Source organism: Quisquiliibacterium sp. (genome assembly GCF_982640115.1).
On the sequence record NZ_CEXFHW010000087.1, the window covers coordinates 1 to 15820 of the forward strand.

The 15820-nt window shown below is 71.5% G+C and carries 17 protein-coding genes and 1 pseudogene; 8 read left to right on the forward strand and 10 right to left on the reverse strand.

From position 1 onward, the window contains the following. Window positions 1-315, forward strand: a pseudogene (locus tag AC2H6A_RS11165) (hypothetical protein); the annotation flags it as partial. A 178-nt stretch (window positions 316-493) separates the two neighbouring features. Further along, window positions 494-1321, forward strand: coding sequence for a hypothetical protein (locus AC2H6A_RS11170; RefSeq protein WP_484273510.1), 828 nt, complete (start codon window positions 494-496; stop codon window positions 1319-1321). A gap of 5 nt (window positions 1322-1326) precedes the next feature. On the opposite strand, the gene AC2H6A_RS11175 is transcribed toward AC2H6A_RS11170, so the two are convergent. Further along, complete coding sequence (locus AC2H6A_RS11175) at window positions 1327-1584, reverse strand: hypothetical protein (protein ID WP_484273512.1); 258 nt, start codon at window positions 1582-1584, stop codon at window positions 1327-1329. A 164-nt stretch (window positions 1585-1748) separates the two neighbouring features. Between AC2H6A_RS11175 and AC2H6A_RS11180 the strand changes: the two genes are divergently transcribed. Continuing rightward, window positions 1749-1997, forward strand: a complete 249-nt coding sequence (locus tag AC2H6A_RS11180) for a DUF6364 family protein (RefSeq protein WP_484273514.1) — start codon at window positions 1749-1751, stop codon at window positions 1995-1997. After that, complete coding sequence (locus AC2H6A_RS11185; protein WP_484273516.1) at window positions 1987-2397, forward strand: PIN domain-containing protein; 411 nt, start codon at window positions 1987-1989, stop codon at window positions 2395-2397. The genes AC2H6A_RS11180 and AC2H6A_RS11185 overlap by 11 nt, the downstream gene beginning before the upstream one ends. A gap of 16 nt (window positions 2398-2413) precedes the next feature. Here AC2H6A_RS11185 and AC2H6A_RS11190 read toward each other — a convergent pair whose 3' ends face one another. The 4 genes from AC2H6A_RS11190 to AC2H6A_RS11205 all read right to left on the reverse strand — a co-directional run bounded on the left by AC2H6A_RS11190 (window position 2414) and on the right by AC2H6A_RS11205 (window position 5659). Beyond that, complete coding sequence (locus tag AC2H6A_RS11190; RefSeq protein ID WP_484273518.1) at window positions 2414-3262, reverse strand: crotonase/enoyl-CoA hydratase family protein; 849 nt, start codon at window positions 3260-3262, stop codon at window positions 2414-2416. Window positions 3263-3359: 97 nt separating this feature from the next. Continuing rightward, the gene (locus tag AC2H6A_RS11195) at window positions 3360-4169 is read right to left on the reverse strand and encodes an enoyl-CoA hydratase/isomerase family protein (protein WP_484273520.1); all 810 of its coding nucleotides are present in this window, start codon (window positions 4167-4169) and stop codon (window positions 3360-3362) included. Between the two features lie 69 nt (window positions 4170-4238). Beyond that, window positions 4239-4673: a VOC family protein gene (locus AC2H6A_RS11200; RefSeq protein WP_484273522.1), complete on the reverse strand. Its 435-nt coding sequence runs from the start codon at window positions 4671-4673 to the stop codon at window positions 4239-4241. 11 nt (window positions 4674-4684) lie between these two features. Beyond that, window positions 4685-5659: an isopenicillin N synthase family dioxygenase gene (locus AC2H6A_RS11205; protein ID WP_484273524.1), complete on the reverse strand. Its 975-nt coding sequence runs from the start codon at window positions 5657-5659 to the stop codon at window positions 4685-4687. A gap of 343 nt (window positions 5660-6002) precedes the next feature. Here AC2H6A_RS11205 and AC2H6A_RS11210 point away from each other — a divergent pair, with 343 nt between their 5' ends. Further along, on the forward strand, window positions 6003-7016 hold the full coding sequence (locus tag AC2H6A_RS11210) for an isopenicillin N synthase family dioxygenase (RefSeq protein WP_484273526.1): 1014 nt from the start codon (window positions 6003-6005) through the stop codon (window positions 7014-7016). On the opposite strand, the gene AC2H6A_RS11215 is transcribed toward AC2H6A_RS11210, so the two are convergent. Next, window positions 6937-7830, reverse strand: a complete 894-nt coding sequence (locus AC2H6A_RS11215) for a hypothetical protein (RefSeq protein ID WP_484273528.1) — start codon at window positions 7828-7830, stop codon at window positions 6937-6939. The two genes, AC2H6A_RS11210 and AC2H6A_RS11215, sit on opposite strands and share 80 nt — an antisense overlap. Window positions 7831-7952: 122 nt before the next feature. On the opposite strand from AC2H6A_RS11215, the gene AC2H6A_RS11220 reads away from it, so the two are divergent. Together AC2H6A_RS11220 and AC2H6A_RS11225 are read left to right on the forward strand one after the other, a co-directional pair. Beyond that, window positions 7953-8858: a methylated-DNA--[protein]-cysteine S-methyltransferase gene (locus tag AC2H6A_RS11220; protein ID WP_484273530.1), complete on the forward strand. Its 906-nt coding sequence runs from the start codon at window positions 7953-7955 to the stop codon at window positions 8856-8858. An 85-nt stretch (window positions 8859-8943) separates the two neighbouring features. Further along, window positions 8944-9750, forward strand: coding sequence for an SDR family NAD(P)-dependent oxidoreductase (locus AC2H6A_RS11225; protein WP_484273532.1), 807 nt, complete (start codon window positions 8944-8946; stop codon window positions 9748-9750). A gap of 18 nt (window positions 9751-9768) precedes the next feature. Here AC2H6A_RS11225 and pcp read toward each other — a convergent pair whose 3' ends face one another. The 3 genes from pcp to AC2H6A_RS11240 are packed head-to-tail and all read right to left on the reverse strand — an operon-like array spanning window position 9769 to window position 12638. Then, window positions 9769-10446, reverse strand: a complete 678-nt coding sequence (pcp, locus tag AC2H6A_RS11230; protein WP_484273534.1) for a pyroglutamyl-peptidase I — start codon at window positions 10444-10446, stop codon at window positions 9769-9771. Between the two features lie 6 nt (window positions 10447-10452). Beyond that, window positions 10453-11229 carry an alpha/beta fold hydrolase gene (locus AC2H6A_RS11235; RefSeq protein WP_484273536.1) on the reverse strand — a complete coding sequence of 259 codons (777 nt, stop codon included), beginning with the start codon at window positions 11227-11229 and terminating at the stop codon, window positions 10453-10455. Between the two features lie 17 nt (window positions 11230-11246). Next, entirely contained in the window at window positions 11247-12638 is a 1392-nt protein-coding gene (locus AC2H6A_RS11240) for an LLM class flavin-dependent oxidoreductase (protein WP_484273538.1), read from the reverse strand. A 212-nt stretch (window positions 12639-12850) separates the two neighbouring features. Between AC2H6A_RS11240 and AC2H6A_RS11245 the strand changes: the two genes are divergently transcribed. Then, a complete protein-coding gene (locus AC2H6A_RS11245; protein ID WP_484273540.1) occupies window positions 12851-14530 on the forward strand; it encodes an N-acyl-D-amino-acid deacylase family protein in 1680 nt (559 codons plus the stop codon). An 87-nt stretch (window positions 14531-14617) separates the two neighbouring features. On the opposite strand, the gene AC2H6A_RS11250 is transcribed toward AC2H6A_RS11245, so the two are convergent. Next, the gene (locus tag AC2H6A_RS11250) at window positions 14618-15796 is read right to left on the reverse strand and encodes a saccharopine dehydrogenase family protein (protein ID WP_484273543.1); all 1179 of its coding nucleotides are present in this window, start codon (window positions 15794-15796) and stop codon (window positions 14618-14620) included. Window positions 15797-15820: the final 24 nt, after the last annotated feature.

Here is a 15820-nt window from a genome sequence, read left to right on the forward strand (position 1 = left end):
CACTTCATCCCCTGGTCGCTGCACCGGTTCGATGCCCTGCCGAACCTCGTGGCGGCCCATGGCCAATGCAACCTGGCCAAGAGGGACATGCTCGCCGCGGAAAGGCATCTCGAGCGCTGGGTGGAGCGCAACGCGGCGGCCTTTCGCGAACCGCCACCCGGCGCTGCAGAACTGGCGTCGACGGCCGGCGATGCGGCGCTTCGCATCGCCCGGTGGGCCTACCAGCGCAACGACGACAACGGTGCCGCGGTCTGGCTCCAGGGCCGTCAGACCGAGCGCCTGTCGGGTCGCTACCGGCGGATGCTGGCGGTCTAGCGTGGCTATCCGAGGTCAGGGCGGCGGAGCGGTTGCGGGGGGTGGCCGCGGACGCCTCACGCGACATCTGCAAGGGGCGTTCCTCAAAGCCTGTCCGGCGGGCTGGGCGTGCAGGATCGAGGCACCGCTCGTTCTGCCTCCCGCTGCCGCCCGGCTCGGGTTCGAGCCACGGGCTGATGTGCTGCTCACGCGCGACGATGATGCACGGCGCATCTGGGTCGAGTTCGAGGTGAGCCGCGCAGACCCGGTGGCCAACCAGGCGAAATTCGCCTCGGTCGCCTTCTTCGAAGGCTGCCCGCCGGGCGACGCGCTGGTGTCCATGGCCAGCCGGCACATCGCGCCGGGGCGCAAGGCCCTCCTGGCAAGCACCGCCATGTTCATGCGCGCCGTCGGCATCCCGGCCTTCCAGGTGGATCTGCTACCGGACCTCGACGGGCGCCGGATCATGGCCCTGAACGCCGCCTCACCCGAGGAACTGGCCGCCGCGCCGATCGACGCCTTCGCCGAGATCGATCGCGTGATCGCGGTGGCCGATGCCCGCCTCGTCAACGGATGGCATCGCATCCATCTCGCCGACAACGCGTTCACGGTGGGCGCCAATGTCCGGGCCTGGAATGCGGAGTTGGCCGACGCCTCGGTTGCCGCCCTGTGGGCAAGGCGACGCGTGCGTTTCCTGGCCTGGGACCCGGCCAGCGGCCTGTTCGCGCCCTCGAAGTTCTGCGCCTTCGTGCCGGCGGGCATGCCCGAACGCACCGCCGGCCAGGCGCGGGTGGTGCGAGAGCCCCCCGGCGGGATGAACGCCGCGCTCTACTTCAGCCTGGGCGAGCAGGATCCGCGTTTCGACGGCCATGTCGCCCGCAGGCATCTCGAACGCCGGTTACGCTATCGGCCTGCTCCGCTGTCCGATGCCGAAGGGCCCCTCGCAGCCGCCTGGCGGCTCTGGCGAGACCGGTGCCCGCTGACGCTGGCAGATGACGCCGTGGCGCTCGTGCCCCCGGTGGCGTGAACGCCTCACCCCCCGAACACTTCCCCCGGGAACTCCAGCGGTGACAGCACGCGCGCGCGGTCGCCGATGGGCCAGCCTTCGCGCACCGGGGCGACCACCCAGGCCTCGTGGACGCCGATGTCTTCGCAGGCCTGCCAGAAGCCACGGCTGACGGTTGGCGCCGATGAGAGCTTGGCCTCGATGCCGATGATCCGCCCTCCGGTCTCGATCACCAGATCGAGTTCGGCGCCCGCCGCCGGGTGCCGCGCGAGGCGTTCGTACATCCTTGCAAATTGAACATTCGATATTCAATTTGCATGGTCAACGTAATGCCGAAACGGGGTTCATCCGAGGACTGGCACGGCCGCCGCCCGGGGTCCGCGACTTACTTGCCGCGTAATCCGTGCGCACGTATTATGTGTGAATATCTGTCGAAGCCGAGACAACCATGAACATCACGCTTTCTGTCGATGAGCGCGTTCTCGAGCAGGCGCGCAAGGCAGCCCAGGCGATGGGCAAGAGCCTCAACCAGGCGGTTCGCGACTATCTGGAGCAACTCGCCGGGCAGGCGCAACGCGATGCCGTGATCGAGGAACTCCGCAGCCTCGCACTCAAGGGCCGAAGCCCGGAGCCCGGCTGGCGCTTCGATCGCGACGAGATCTACACCGAGCGCCTGGAGCGCCGCCGTGGCGCGTAGGTTCCTCGACACCAACCTTCTGGTCTACACCGACGACGCCGCAGATCGCCGCCGCTCGCGGATCGCGATGGCCGAGGTCGAGGCGGCGATCACCTCGCGCGAGGGCGTGATCAGCACCCAGGTGTTGCAGGAGTACTTCTCCGTCACGACACGCAAGCTCGGTACCGATCCCGGCATCGCCCGCCGCAGGTTGCAGTTGTTCGCGACGCTTGAAGTGGTCCAGATCGATGTCGAGATGATTCTTGGAGCGACCGATCTTCACCGCCTGCACGGCCTTTCTTTCTGGGATGCCCTGATCATCCAGGCGGCAGGTCGCGCGGGCTGCGAGGTCCTGCTGACCGAGGATCTGCAGGCGGGCCGATCGATTGCGGGCGTGAGAATCACGGATCCGTTCGCCTAGCCTCCGACCGCAGGCCTCACCCCCGCCCCTTCAGCACCGGCAGCTCCACGAAGGCCCCCGGCCGCTTCTCGGCATTGGCCTTGATGGCCTCCTGGATCTCCTGCTTCTGCAGCATGCTGGCGTTCCAGATGCCGATGTAGTCCAGACCGTCGGCGGTGCTGTGGTCGCGGGCGTAGTTGATCATGCGCTTGGTGCCATAGACCGCCAGCGGCGCCTTCGAGGCGATCTCGCGGGCAATCCCCATCACCTCGGCGAGCATGGTGGGCTGATCGGGGAACACCCGGTTCACCAGGCCGCAGGCCTGGGCCTCGCGCGCCGGCATCCGGCGGCCGGTGTAGGCCATCTCGCGCACGATGCCCTCCGGGATGAGCTTCACCAGCCGCGGGAAGGTGCCCACGTCGGCGGTCATGCCGATGTTGATCTCGAACACCGTGATGAAGGCGTCCTCGGTGGCGTAGCGCATGTCGCAGGCCGTCACCAGATCCACGCCGCCGCCGATGCAGCCGCCCTGGATGGCCGCCAGCACCGGCAGCCGGCAGCGCTCAAGGACATTGAAGCTGCGCTGCATGTGCAGCACATGCTCGTAGAAGCGCGCGCCGTGCTGCAGCTGCGCCGCGCGCTCGGCATCGGGGCCCGGGGCGATGCTTGCGTCCGCAAACATCGAGGTGTCCAGGCCCGACGAGAAGTGCGGACCGGTGGAGGAGATCACGATCACCCGCGCGCGGGCGTTGTGGTCGATGTCCTCGACGATCGCCGGCAGCTCGTCCCAGAAGGCGCGGATCATGTTGTTGCGCTTCTCGGGTCGGTTCAGGCGGATGTGGGCGATGTGGTCGGCGATCGAGACATCGAAGCACTGATAGCTCATGGCGGTTCCTGCGGGCGAAAGGATGGGAGGGGCGTGGCGGCCGCGGGCCCGCGCGCGGGCCCGGACGAGAGCCCCGGTGCGGGCTCGGATGCGGCGCTCAGCGGCCCTGGAAGTCGGGGGCGCGCTTCTCGGCGAAGGCGCGCATGCCTTCCTTGACGTCCTGCGTCTGCAGCAGCGGCAGCAGCTGCAGGTACACATGGTGCACGTGCTCGGGGAAGGGCTCGTTCAGGCCCATGCGCATCAGCCGCTTGGCCGCCTGCACCGCGAGCGGCGCATTGCCGGCGATCTCGAGCGCGATCTCGCGGGCACGGGCCAGCGACTGGCCGTCTTCGACCACCTCGTTGGCCAGGCCCCAGGCCAGGCTCTCGTCGGCGGTGAGGGTGCGGCCGGTGAAGATCAGCTGCGCGGCCTTGGCCCAGCCGATCATGCGCGGCAGATACCAGGTGCTGCCCGACTCCGGCAGCACGCCGCGCTTGCAGAAGGCTGCGGCCATCTTGGCCGAACGCGCCATGATGCGGATGTCGCAGCCGATGGCCAGATCCATGCCGTAGCCCGCCGCCCCGCCGTTCACGGCGCAGACCACCGGCTTTTCCATTGCCTGCAGCACGGTGGGCGGGGTGGTCTTGAGGTCAAGCGTGGTGCGCGGCGGCTCGTCGGTGCGCAGCATGCCGCGGCCCTGCGCCTGGCCGATCACATCGAGCCCGGCGCAGAAGGCGCGGCCCGCACCGGTGAGGATCACGCAGCGCACGCCGGGGTCGTCGTCGGCCTGCAGCAGCCGGCGGCCGAGCTGCTCGAGCATCGGCCGCGAGATGGTGTTCATGCGCTGCGGCGCGTTCAGGGTGATGGTGGCGATGTGGTCTGCCACCTCGTAGAGCACTTCCTGGGGAGCGTCGGCGGTGTCGGTCATCGGAGCCTGCCTCGGGGGTGTCGGGATGGTCCGATGGTACCGAAAGCGGCCGGCGCGCCCTTCCGCGAATCAGCTCTTCCAGGGCGGCGTGGCCGGGCTCACGCCCGCGGGCAGGCTTGCCGTGCTCAAGCGGAACACCTGGCCTTCCGGATCTTCCAGCACCGCCTGCCACTGGCCGTAGTAGGTGGGGTAGGGGCCTTTCCGGATGCGCCCGCCCAGCGCGGGCACGCGTCGGGTGGCCTCATCCACCGCGGCGGGGTCGGCCAGCATGAAGGTGGGGTAGGTGCTCACCGGAGGCAGGATGCTGCCTGTCGCCACCCGGTCACCAAGGCCGAGCAGGCCGTAGGCCGGTGCCGCGTGGAAGCCGAACTGAAAGTGCGCATCGCCCAGGGCCCGGTAGATCGGCGAGCGGCTGTGTTCGAGCTCGCTGATCCCGAGCAGGCTGCGGTAGAAGTCGATCTGCCGGTCGATGTCACGGCAGAACAGATTCACGAAGAGTTGCATGGCGGCGGCGCTCAGGCGCTGGGCTCGGCGGTCTGGCGGCGCAGCCCGTAGGTGCGCTCGTACATCTCGCGCAGGTGCTCGCCGGCCGTGCAGGGCGGGTAGCGCGGCACGCTGCCCGCGGGCACGGTGCCGGGCAGGGCCTCGATGCGCGCCAGGTAGTTGGGCTCGAAGAAGAAGGGCAGCGAGAATCGCGGCGCGCCGCCGGAGTGCCGGTTGCGCACCCGGTGCAGGTTGGAGCGGTACAGGCCGTTGGTCCAGCGCGGCACCATGTCGCCCAGGTTGACCACGAAGCTGCCGGCCAGCGGCGGGGCTTCCACCCAGCGCCCGTCGCCCATCTGCACCTCCAGGCCGCCATGGCCATCCTGCGCCAGCACGGTCACCGCGCCCCAGTCGGTGTGCGCCCCCGCGCCGAAGGTGCGCTCGTCGGCATCGGGCGGGTGCGGCGGGTAGCGCACCATGCGCAGGCTCACCATCGGCTCGTGGCAGGCCTCGTCGAAGCGGTGTTCGGGCAGGTCCAGCGAGATCGCCATCAGCTGCATCAGCCGCAGCGAGAGCGCATTCATCCGCGCGATCCAGTCCTGGCACAGCGCGCGCGCCTCGGGCACCTCCTCGGGCCACTGGCTGGGGCCGTAGGTCTGATAGCCCGCGCGCACATAGGGATGGTCGTCGGGCCAGTCCATGCCGCAGTAGAAGCTCTCCTTGAGGTCGGGCTTCATTGCAGCGTCGAGGGTCTGTTCGCCCAGGGTCTCGAAGCCGCGCAGGATCGGCGAGCGGCGCATCGACAGCGCCTCGCGGCGCTCGGCCGGCAGCTCCAGCAGCCGGCGCGCGAGCGCGAACTGCTGCGCCACCCGCTCGGCCGCGATGCCGTGGCCAAGCACATAGAAGAAGCCGCTGTCCATGGCTGCCTCGCGCAACTGCCGCGCCAGCTCGGCGCTGCGCGGGCCGCCCGGCGCGAGCGCGCCGTCCAGGTCGAGGACCGGGATCATGCCGCAGGCCTTGCACGGACCCGCGTGCGGGGAGGGAAGGGCGGATGGCATCGGAACACGGGCGCTTCTCCGGAACAGGGTGGAACGCACCGCGCGGGCGCGCGCGCAGGCCGCTGGCGCGCCGAGGCGGTGAGCGGCGCACCAGCGAGGCGCGCGGGGTTGCTCAGGTCGCCGGGCACGCAGCTTCCATGCCACGGACGATCCGGATGCATGACCGACGCAGACCAGTCGTCCACCGGCCCCGCCCCGCATCGGGCATGCTTTCTGCTGAACACCTGCCAGGCCCCGCTGACGACCGACCCCGGCCAGGCGCCCGAATCCCCTCCACCGCAGGAATCACCGCATGACATCTGCCCGGCCGATGGTCGAACTCACCCGCGAGTCGCGGATCGGCGCGGTCCGCTCGACCGCCGTGGCGGGCGAGGTGCCGCGCATCGACCTCGCCGACTTCGCGGCGCGGCGCGAAGAGATCGCCGATGCGCTCTGGGACGCGGCCGTGGCGGTGGGCTTTTTCCAGGTGGTCAACCACGGCATCGAGCCGGCGCGGGTGCGCGAGGCCTTCGCGATGACCGAGCGCTTCTTCGGTCTGCCCGACCCGGTGAAGGCGCAGTACCCGCACCGCAAGGCCGACAATGTCGGCTGGGAGAGCCGCGCCCAGGTGCGGCCGTCCACGGGCACGCCCGACCAGAAGGAGAGCTACCAGATCACCCGCCCGCGCATGGCCGGGCTGTGGCCGGCCGAGTCGGAACTGCCCGGCTTCCAGGCGGCCATGCTCGACTTCGAGTCGCGATGCTGGTCGGTGGCCATGCGGGTGCTTTCCTGCTTCGCGCACAAGCTCGGCTTCACCACCGATTTCTTCGCTGCCGCGCACGACCCCGCCCAACCCGACTACCAGAGCACCCTGCGACTGTTGCACTACTACCCGGTGGATCCGGCCTCGCTCGGCGCGGCCGGGCTGTGGCGCGCCGGGGCGCACACCGACTTCGATTGCCTGACCCTGCTCTTTCAGCGGGCCGGGCAGGGCGGGCTGGAGGTCTGCGCCGGCAAGGACCTCGACAACCCGGTCTGGACGCCGGTGCCCCCCGAGGAAGACGCCATCACCTGCAACATCGGCGACATGCTCATGCGCTGGAGCGACGACCGGCTGCCCTCGAACTTTCACCGGGTGCGCACGCCCGAGCCGGGCGAGTACCTCGGCTCGCGCTACAGCATCGCGTTCTTCGCCCAGGCCAACCGCGAATCGGTCATTGCCGGCCCCTCCGGCAAGCACGCCCCGATCAGTGCCGGGGATTACCTTCGCCAGCGGGTGGCTGCCAACTTCCAGGCGGCGGGCGGTGCGCCGGGCGCGGCCCGTTGAGCACCCTGGCCGTTCCCTGGCGCGACGGGGCATAACGCCGCCACCACCAGCCCATGAACGCGCGGTAGTTCAGCCGCGCCCAGGCGTGGTACAGGCGCGAGCGGGCCCGGCAGTGCCAGGCCATGCCGCCGCCGTCGGTCTGCTTGATCAGGCCCAGCGTGCGGCGCCAGCAGCGGCCGGTGTCGATCACCCAGGCCGGATCGGTGGCCTTGCCCCAGTAGGCAAACACCGGGTTCGGCCAGCCCGGGGTGGCCTCGCGCCCCTTGAACTGTTTCTCGGGGTCGGCGCCGAGATCGAAGCACGCGAGCTGTTCGCGGATGTAGGCCGTGCGAAAGACCGAAGGGTTCAGGCTGAGGCGGCCGCTCACCAGGTAGCGGCCGTCGTGCCGTACCCGCCGATTGCCGAGCAGGTTCAGGCGCACGCTTACCAGGGAGGGATCAGCCGCGAACAGCGCGCGCAGCTCGCCGAGCGGCACGGATCGCCGCAGGCACCAGTCATCTTCGAGGTGGAAGAACTCGTCGGTCTGCACCTGCGACCAGCACCATTGCACCGCGCTCGGGAACGACGGGCTCTCGGGGGTGCGCGCCACCACCTGCGCGAAGTAGGCACGGCACAGGGCGAGGATGTCCTGCGCGGTGACGCCAGGCTCGCCGATCGGGTCGATGTTCACGATCAGCCGCACCGGCGTGCCGGCGAGCAGGCCGCGGCTGAAGGATTCGAGCGTGAGGCGCAGGATGTCGGGGCGCAGGGTGGCGATCAGCACCACATCGATGGGGGGCTGAGCCGGCGCTGACCCGGGTGACGCGAACGACATGGCGCATTCTAGGGGCCGGGCCCCGACCGATGAAAGCGCCCGCGGTCCGCTCGGGGCCATGGGGCCGTCGCTTCGCAAGAACCGGTTTGCCGCGGCGGCGCGGGCGGGCGCAGACTGCCTGCATGCCCATGACCGCCCTGCTCGACCCTGCGACCGTCGCCCCCGTTGAGGCCGGCACCGCCGCCCGGCACTACGCGCTGGTGGCCCGTGCCATCGAGCACCTGCGCGGCCATGCCGCCGAGCAGCCCGACCTGGCCGCGCTGGCCGACGCGGTCCACCTGAGCCCCCATCACCTGCAGCGGGTGTTCGCGCAGTGGGTGGGCATCTCGCCCAAGCGCTTCCTGCAGTACCTCACCAAGGAGTACGCCCTTGCGCAGCTGCGCCGCTCGCAGGATGTGCTGGCCACCGCCCACGGTGCCGGTCTGGGCAGCGGCAGCCGCCTGCACGAGCTGATGGTGAGCTGCGAGGCGATGACCCCGGGCGAGATCCAGCGCGCCGGGGCCGGGGTTTGCATCGGCTGGGGCGTGGGCTACTCCCCGCTCGGACGGGCGCTGGTCGGCTGGACCGATCGCGGCCTGTGCGAGCTGGCCTTCCTCGACGGCGACGAGGCGCCGGCGCTGGCCGAGCTCGCGCGGCGCTGGCCGATGGCCCGCCTTGCGCGGGACCACACCCAGGCCGACCGCCTGCTCGCCCGGGTGTTCGCAGACCCGCCCGAGCGCGGGCGACTCCACCTGGTGCTGCGCGGCACGAACTTCCAGATCCGGGTCTGGCAGGCGCTGATGGCCAGCGCGCCCGGTGAGCTCATCGGCTATGGCGCGCTGGCGCGGCGGGCCGGCAGCCCGCAGGCCGCTCGCGCCGTGGGCAGCGCGCTTGCGGCCAACCGGCTTGCCTGGCTGATTCCCTGCCATCGGGTCATCCGCGAGACCGGCGAGCCCGGCCGCTACCGCTGGGGCGAGACCCGCAAGCAGGCGGCCCTGGTCTGGGAGGCGGCCCGGCGCGAGGGCGGGCGCGCGGACGCAACACCCTGAGCAGGCGCGGTGCTGAAACGCCCGTTCGCGCCGCCGAGGCACAATCGTTTCAGGCTCCCTCCGATGGAGCCACGAGGAGACGACGATGAGCGGACGGATGGCGGGCAAGTGCGCGGTGGTGGTGGGGGCGGGCCAGAGCCCCGGCCCGAATGTCGGCAACGGGCGGGCCACGGCCCTGCGGCTGGCGCAGGAGGGCGCGCGCGTGCTGTGCGTGGATCGCGACGAGGCCAGCGCGGCCGAGACCGCGGCCCTGATCAACGCCGAGGGCGGGCAGGCCTGGGCCTTCCGGGCCGATGTCGCCAGCCGTGACGACTGCGCCGCGCTGGTGGCCGCAGCCCGTGAGCGCTTCGGCCGCATCGATGCGCTGGTGAACAATGTGGGTATCGGCGGCGGCGGTGACGGCCCGGCGCACAAGGCCGAGGAGGCCGCCTGGGATCGCCTGATGGCGGTCAACCTCAAGGGCATGTGGCTCACGCTGCGCCATGCCCTGCCGCTGATGCGCGAACAGGGCGGCGGCGGTGCGATCGTCAACATCTCCTCGCTCGCCTCGGTGGCCGGCGCCACCATGATCGCCTACGAGGTCTCCAAGGCGGGCGTCAACCGGCTGACCACCAGCGTGGCCTCGGCCAACGCGCGGCACGGCATCCGCTGCAACGCGATCCTGCCGGGCTTCATGGACACGCCCATGGCCGTCGAGGGCGGCGCCCGCGCCACCGGTCGGCCGGTGGCTCAGGTGCGCGCCGAGCGCGATGCCCGCGTGCCGCTGCGCGCCCGCATGGGCAGCGGCTGGGACACCGCCAATGCCGCGCTGTTCCTGTGCAGCGACGAGGCCGGCTTCATCACCGGCGCGCTGCTGCCGGTGGACGGGGGCATGGGCACGCGGGTCGGGTGATCGGCCTGGTGCCGCGCCTCAGGCCACCGTCCCGCCGTCGCGCGCCGCATCGCCCTCGCCGCTCAGCGTGGCGGTGATGGCCGCGCGAACGCCGCGCACCATGGTGTCGAGCGACAGGCTGGGCGTGCCCACCCAGGCGGCGGCCTGCTCGGGCAGCATCGGCAGGTGGATGAAGCCGCCACGCAGCTGCGGATGGCGGGTGGCGATCAGGTGGGCGAGCGTGAAGAAGAGGTGGTTGCACACGAAGGTGCCGGCGGTCTGCGAGACCGAGGCTGGCACGCCCGCGGCGCGCATCGCGGCCACGATGCGCTTGATCGGCAGGCTGCTGAAGTAGCCCGCCGGTGCGCCGGCGATCACCGGCTGGTCGATCGGCTGGCCGCCGCCGTTGTCGGGCATGGGGGCGTCATCGACATTGATGGCCACCCGCTCCACGCTCAGGTCGGTGCGGCTGGCGGCCTGGCCCAGGGCCACCACCACCGCGACCGGCGATCGCGCGAGCGCGCGCGCCAGCACCTCGCCGCTCTCGCCGAAGCGGCAGGGCAGCTGCAGCGCGCTGACCTGCGCCCCGGCGATCTGCGCGCCGTGCAGCGCGCGGGCCACCTCCCACGACGGATTGACCGACTCGCCCCCGAAGGGCTCGAAGCCGGTGACCAGCACCCGCGGTGCTGCGTCGATGCCTGCGCCTGCGCTGTTCATGCCGGCTCAGGCCAGGGCGGCGATGGCCTGGGCCACCGCCTCGGGCTGTTCCTGCGGCGCCAGATGGCCGGCACGCGGCACGGAGATCAGGGTGGCCCCGGCGATGCCGGCCTGCCAGGCCTGCGCGTAGGCCGGCACGATCAGCCGGTCGCTCTCGCCCCAGATCAGCGCCGTGCGCGCGCGGATGCGGTACAGCCGCTCCGACAGGCCGCGGTCGGGGATCGGGAAGAGCAGCTTGCCGGCCATGCCGAGCTGGCGCGCGTTGGTCACCAGGAAGCCCTTGAGCCACTCCGGGTCGTCCATGCGCGCGCCGGCGGTCATGGCCTTGCGGCCTGCCTCGACATCATGGAAGAGCACGGCCGGCATCTGGTAGGGCAGCATCGCGAAGATGTCCGGGATGGGATGCTCGGGCAGCCACAGCCCCGCCGGGGCGATCAGCGCCAGCCGCGAGACCTGGTGCGGCGCCACCGCGGCCATCTCGGCCGCGATCATGCCGCCCATCGAGTGGCCCACCAGCAAGGGGTTGGTCAGGCCGAGCGCATCGATGACATCCCAGGTGTGCAGGGTGACATCGAGCATGGTGCGCAGGCTCTCGCACTCGGCGCTCGGCCCGTAGCCGGGCAGCAGCGGCGCGATCACGCGCCAGCGCTGCGCCAGCCGCGCGATGAACGGATCGCCGGGGGCGAGGCCGCCCGCGCCGTGCAGGTAGACCAGCGGATCGCCCTGGCCGGCCTCGTAGACGCTGACCGCGACGTGGTGGGTGTTGACGGTGCGCAGTTCCATGCCGGCTCCCGGGCGCATCAGCGCTCGGCGCGCGCGGGCACGGCGCGATTGCGCGCGGCATCGGCCACCGCGCCGGCGCCCTGACCCGATGCGCCGCTGGCAGCCGCCGCCTCGCTTGCGGCCTGCGCGGCCCGCGAGTCGGCCAGCGCCGCGGCCACGCGGGCGCGCACCTGCGTCTCGTCGGGCAGCGTGCCGGGCACGGCTGCGCTGGCCACCGGCTTGCACCAGAAGCGCTGGTCGTCGGCGTGCTCGGGGAACATGCCGCGCAGCGCCGGCATGACCTTCTCGGCGAACAGACGCGTGGAGTGCATGCACTTCTCGACCGGCATGTTGCCCACATGCATCAGGCAGAAGATGTTGCCCACGTTCAGGCTGCGGATCAGGTCTTCCATGCGCTGGCGCACGGTCTCGGGGCTGCCGGCGATCACATGGCCGCCCTCGATGAGGTCTTTCCAGGTGAGCGAGGCATAGCCGCCGCGCACCGGCGCGTACTGCGAGAGCGCGCCGGTCTGGATGGTCTTGATGGTGCGGTAGCCCGGCGCGTCGGCAAAGCCCGGAAACACATGCAGGCAGCGGTTGTAGAAGTACAGCACATGCTCGGCATACAGGCGCTCGGCCTCCTCGTCGGTCTCGGCCACGCAGATGGTCTGGGCGAAGCCAGCGCGGTAGGGGGAGGCATCGGGCGCATTGCGCTGCGCGACCCGGTCCCAGTAGCCCTGCATCAGCGCCTTGGCGCGGATGTAGCCCGAGAACGACAGGTACGAGTACGAGTAGGTGTTGTCGATGCAGAAGTCATAGGTCTCGACCGAGCCGCCGCCGGGGATGTGGATGGGCGGGTGCGGCTGCTGCAGCGGCCGCGGCCAGATGTTCACGTAGCGCAGCTGGGTGTAGCGGCCGTTGAACGCGAAGGGCTCGGGCTCGCGCCAGGCGCGCATGATCAGGTCGTGCGCCTCGGCGTATTTCTCGCGGGTGAGCGCCGGGATCTGGCCGTAGCTGTAGTTGGTGTCCATGCTGGTGCCTACCGGGAAGCCGGCCACCAGCCGCCCGCCCGAGATGCAGTCGAGCATGGCGAACTCCTCGGCCACCCGCACCGGCGGGTTGTAGAGCGCGATGGAGTTGCCCAGCACCACGATGGCGACATCGCTGGTGCGCCGCGCCAGGCCCGCCGCGATGAGGTTCGGCGACGGCATGATCCCGTAGGCGTTCTGATGATGCTCGTTGATGCCGATGCCGTCGAAGCCCAGGCGCCCGGCGTACTCGAGCATGTCCATGTAGGTGTTGTAGACGCCGTGCGCGCGCACCGGCTCGAACAGCCGCGAATCGATGTCCACCCACACCGAGCGGTTCTTCTCGCGGAAGTCGTCGGGCAGGTCGGGCCAGGGCATCAGGTTGAACCAGGTGAATCGCATCGCGGTCTCCTCGGTGGGCCTGCGCGGGCCCTTGGTGGGCCGGAGCGGTCGGTCGGGCCAGTGTAGCGCCGGCGTGCAGGGCTGCCCTGAGCCGGCGCCGGCGAGCGGAACAGGCCTGCCGGTGCCTGCCGGCGTGGCGTTTACACTTCCGGTCGGATCGCTGACAAAGCCGCTGTCGGCCCCGTCGTCCCGGTCAACATCAAGGAGCCGCCATGCACGATCTGGTCTTTCGCAATGCCCTGCTGCTCGACGGCACCGGCGCGCCCGGTACGCTGGGCGATCTCGCGGTCCGCGACGGCCGCATCGCCGAGCTCGGCCGGGTCGAGACCGCGGGCCGCCAGGAGGTCGATGCCAGCGGGCTCGCGCTGATGCCCGGCATCATCGACGGCCATACCCACTACGACGCGCAGCTCACCTGGGATCCCTTCGCCGATCCTTCGCCGCAGCTTGGCGTGACCACCGCGGTCATCGGCAACTGCGGCTTCACCATCGCGCCCTGCCGTCCGGCCGACCGCGAGCTCACCATGCGCAACCTCACCCAGGTGGAGGGCATGTCGCTCGAGGCGCTGCAGGCCGGCATCCGCTGGGACTTCGAATCCATCCCGCAGTACATGGACATGCTGCAGGCCGCCCGCCCCGGGCTGAACATCGCCGCCTTCGCCGGCCACTCGGCGATCCGCACCTATGTCATGGGCGAGGATTCGCACCGCCGCGCGGCCACCGACGACGAGATCGCGCGCATGGCCGCGCTGGTGCGCGAGGCCATGACCCATGGCGCGGTGGGTTTCGCCTCGTCCACCAACGAGCCGCACAACGGCTGGGGCGGCATCCCCATGCCCTCGCGCCTGGCCGACCAGCGCGAGATGCTCGCGCTCACCCGCGCCATGGGCGAGTCGGGCCGCGGGCTGTTCATGCTCACCAAGGGCAGCACCACCTCGATCGAGCAGCTCGAGGAGATCGCTGCCGAGAGCGGCCGGCCGGTGCTGATCGCCGCGCTCTTCCACAACGACGCCGATCCGCAGCGGGTGTTCGGCGAGCTCGATGCCATGGCGGCGGCCCGCGGACGCGGCCACCAGCTGGTGCCGCAGGTGTCGGCCTGCCCGCTCACCATGGACTTCACCCTGCGCTCGGCCTATGTGTTCGAGAGCATCCCGGCCTGGAAGGCCGCCATCGGCGCGTCCCTCGAGGTGCTCAAGCCGCTCTACGCCAGCGCGGCCTTCCGCGAGGCGGTCAAGCGCGACCTGGCCAATCAGCAGGGTCGCGGCCTGTTCAACGGCGACTGGTCGCTGATGCAGGTCTCGGCGGTGGCCGATCCGGCAAACGCCGCGCTCGAGGGCCGCTCGGTGCAGGCCCTGGCCGAGGCCGCCGGCCAGCATCCGCTCGACTGGATGCTCGACTTCGCGCTCGGCGAGAACCTCGCCACCGAGTTCATCGGCCAGCTGCGCAACACCGATCCGGGTGCGGTCGGCCGGCTGGTGGCCGATCCCGCCACCCATGTGGCGCTGTCCGATGCCGGCGCCCACCTCACCTTCCTGTGCGATGCGGCCTTCGGCCTGCACACCCTGGGCTACTGGGCCCGCGACCAGCGCGCCCTGAGCCTGCCGGCCGCGGTGCACAAGCTCACCGGTCACCCGGCCGCGCTCTTCGGCATTGCCGACCGCGGCCTGCTGCGCGCCGGGCTGGCGGCCGACCTGCTGCTCTTCGATCCGGCCACCGTGGGGCGCGGCCGCAACCAGCGTCTGCATGATCTGCCCGCGGGCGCGAGCCGCCTGCGCGGCGAGGGCCAGGGCGGGCGAGGGGTGTGGGTGAACGGCCGGCAGGTGGCCGACGGCAACGGCCTGCTGCCCGAGGCGCCGCGGGCAGGGCAACTGCTGCGCGCGTTCAGCGCCTGAGCGGGGCGCCGCGGGCTGGGCCGCGCCGCGCGGCGCGGCTTGCCGCTGTGCGCCGGGCCGCCCTGAGCGGCGGCCTGCCGCGAACGCTCAGTCTTCGATCGCGAAGCGCATGCCGGCGTGCGCCTGCAGCCGCGCCGCGAGTGCGCCGCCCATCGCCGGCGCGGCCGTGAGCACCCCGCCGCCGCGCGGCACCGGATCGCGCAGCAGACAAAGCGCGCTCTCGGCGATCATCCGCGAGGTACAGCCGTAGCCCGGGTCGCGGTTGCCGCCCACCGCAGCGCGCACGCTGCGGCCGTCGGGCATCTCGGCCACGAACAGCAGGTCGAAGAAGCCGGCCTCGCGCTCCTCGCGACTCGGGCCTTCGCCGGGCTGCGGGCCGCCGCCCTGCGTCATGGAGCGGTCGGCGGCCACTGCCTCGGCCCGCGCCTGCCCCTTCTCGCCGGGCCCGGTCACGATCATCTCGTCGTAGACGAAGTCGCGTCCCCAGGGATGGCCGAGCAGGAAGTTGGAGCGGTGCACATTGCGGGTGTTGATCGGGGCCATCACGAAGGGCGCCACCCAGGCGTCGAGGGCGGGGTCGATCATCGGCTTGTCGCCCCGGGGCTGCGGCGGGCCGCTGAAGCCGGGCGTGAGCGCGAAGGGGTCGCGCAGCCGGCCCAGCACCTGCGGGTCGCGCGCGGCCGCGGCCAGGGTTGCCCGCAGGCTGGCCGCGGTGCCGCCCGAGAAGCCGCCCTTGCTGCGCCGCACCCGGCCCTTGACCCGCGGCGCGCAGGCGCCGAAGCGACGCATGGCTTCCTGCTGCACGAACCACACCCCGAGATCGAAGGGGATGGAGTCGAAACCGCACGAGAACACGATGCGCGCGCCGCTCGCCCGCGCGGTCTCGTGGTGGGCGTCGATCATCTCGCGCATCCAGGCCGGCTCGCCGCAGAGGTCGACATAGTCGGTGCCGGCGGCGGCGCAGGCCGCCACGAGGTCTGACCCGTAGAGCTGATACGGCCCCACGGTGGTGAGCACCAGCTTCGTCTGCGCGGCGAGCGCCTGAAGCGAGGCCGGGTCGGCGGCATCGGCCTGCAGCAGGGGCAGCTGCGGGCTGGCGCCGATCGCGTCGCGCACCGCGGCCAGACGCGCGGTCTGACGCCCGGCCAGGGCCCAGCGCAGGCCGGGCTCGGCGGCGCTGCGCGCCGCGAGGTATTCGGCCACCAGCTGTCCGGTGAAGCCGCTGGCGCCGTAGACGACCAGGTCGAAGGGGCGGTTCTCTTGCATGTCAGCTCCGGGGGCGGGCCGCGG

Bases quoted from the DNA above. Each gene is read 5' to 3' on its own strand.
- AC2H6A_RS11175 (WP_484273512.1), bottom strand. From the start codon at position 1,584: ATGTACGAACGCCTCGCGCGGCACCCGGCGGCGGGCGCCGAACTCGAT.
- AC2H6A_RS11180 (WP_484273514.1), top strand. From the start codon at position 1,749: ATGAACATCACGCTTTCTGTCGATGAGCGCGTTCTCGAGCAGGCGCGC.
- AC2H6A_RS11190 (WP_484273518.1), bottom strand. From the start codon at position 3,262: ATGAGCTATCAGTGCTTCGATGTCTCGATCGCCGACCACATCGCCCAC.
- AC2H6A_RS11195 (WP_484273520.1), bottom strand. From the start codon at position 4,169: ATGACCGACACCGCCGACGCTCCCCAGGAAGTGCTCTACGAGGTGGCA.
- AC2H6A_RS11200 (WP_484273522.1), bottom strand. From the start codon at position 4,673: ATGCAACTCTTCGTGAATCTGTTCTGCCGTGACATCGACCGGCAGATC.
- AC2H6A_RS11205 (WP_484273524.1), bottom strand. From the start codon at position 5,659: ATGATCCCGGTCCTCGACCTGGACGGCGCGCTCGCGCCGGGCGGCCCG.
- AC2H6A_RS11210 (WP_484273526.1), top strand. From the start codon at position 6,003: ATGACATCTGCCCGGCCGATGGTCGAACTCACCCGCGAGTCGCGGATC.
- AC2H6A_RS11215 (WP_484273528.1), bottom strand. From the start codon at position 7,830: ATGTCGTTCGCGTCACCCGGGTCAGCGCCGGCTCAGCCCCCCATCGAT.
- AC2H6A_RS11220 (WP_484273530.1), top strand. From the start codon at position 7,953: ATGCCCATGACCGCCCTGCTCGACCCTGCGACCGTCGCCCCCGTTGAG.
- AC2H6A_RS11225 (WP_484273532.1), top strand. From the start codon at position 8,944: ATGAGCGGACGGATGGCGGGCAAGTGCGCGGTGGTGGTGGGGGCGGGC.
- pcp (WP_484273534.1), bottom strand. From the start codon at position 10,446: ATGAACAGCGCAGGCGCAGGCATCGACGCAGCACCGCGGGTGCTGGTC.
- AC2H6A_RS11235 (WP_484273536.1), bottom strand. From the start codon at position 11,229: ATGGAACTGCGCACCGTCAACACCCACCACGTCGCGGTCAGCGTCTAC.
- AC2H6A_RS11240 (WP_484273538.1), bottom strand. From the start codon at position 12,638: ATGCGATTCACCTGGTTCAACCTGATGCCCTGGCCCGACCTGCCCGAC.
- AC2H6A_RS11245 (WP_484273540.1), top strand. From the start codon at position 12,851: ATGCACGATCTGGTCTTTCGCAATGCCCTGCTGCTCGACGGCACCGGC.
- AC2H6A_RS11250 (WP_484273543.1), bottom strand. From the start codon at position 15,796: ATGCAAGAGAACCGCCCCTTCGACCTGGTCGTCTACGGCGCCAGCGGC.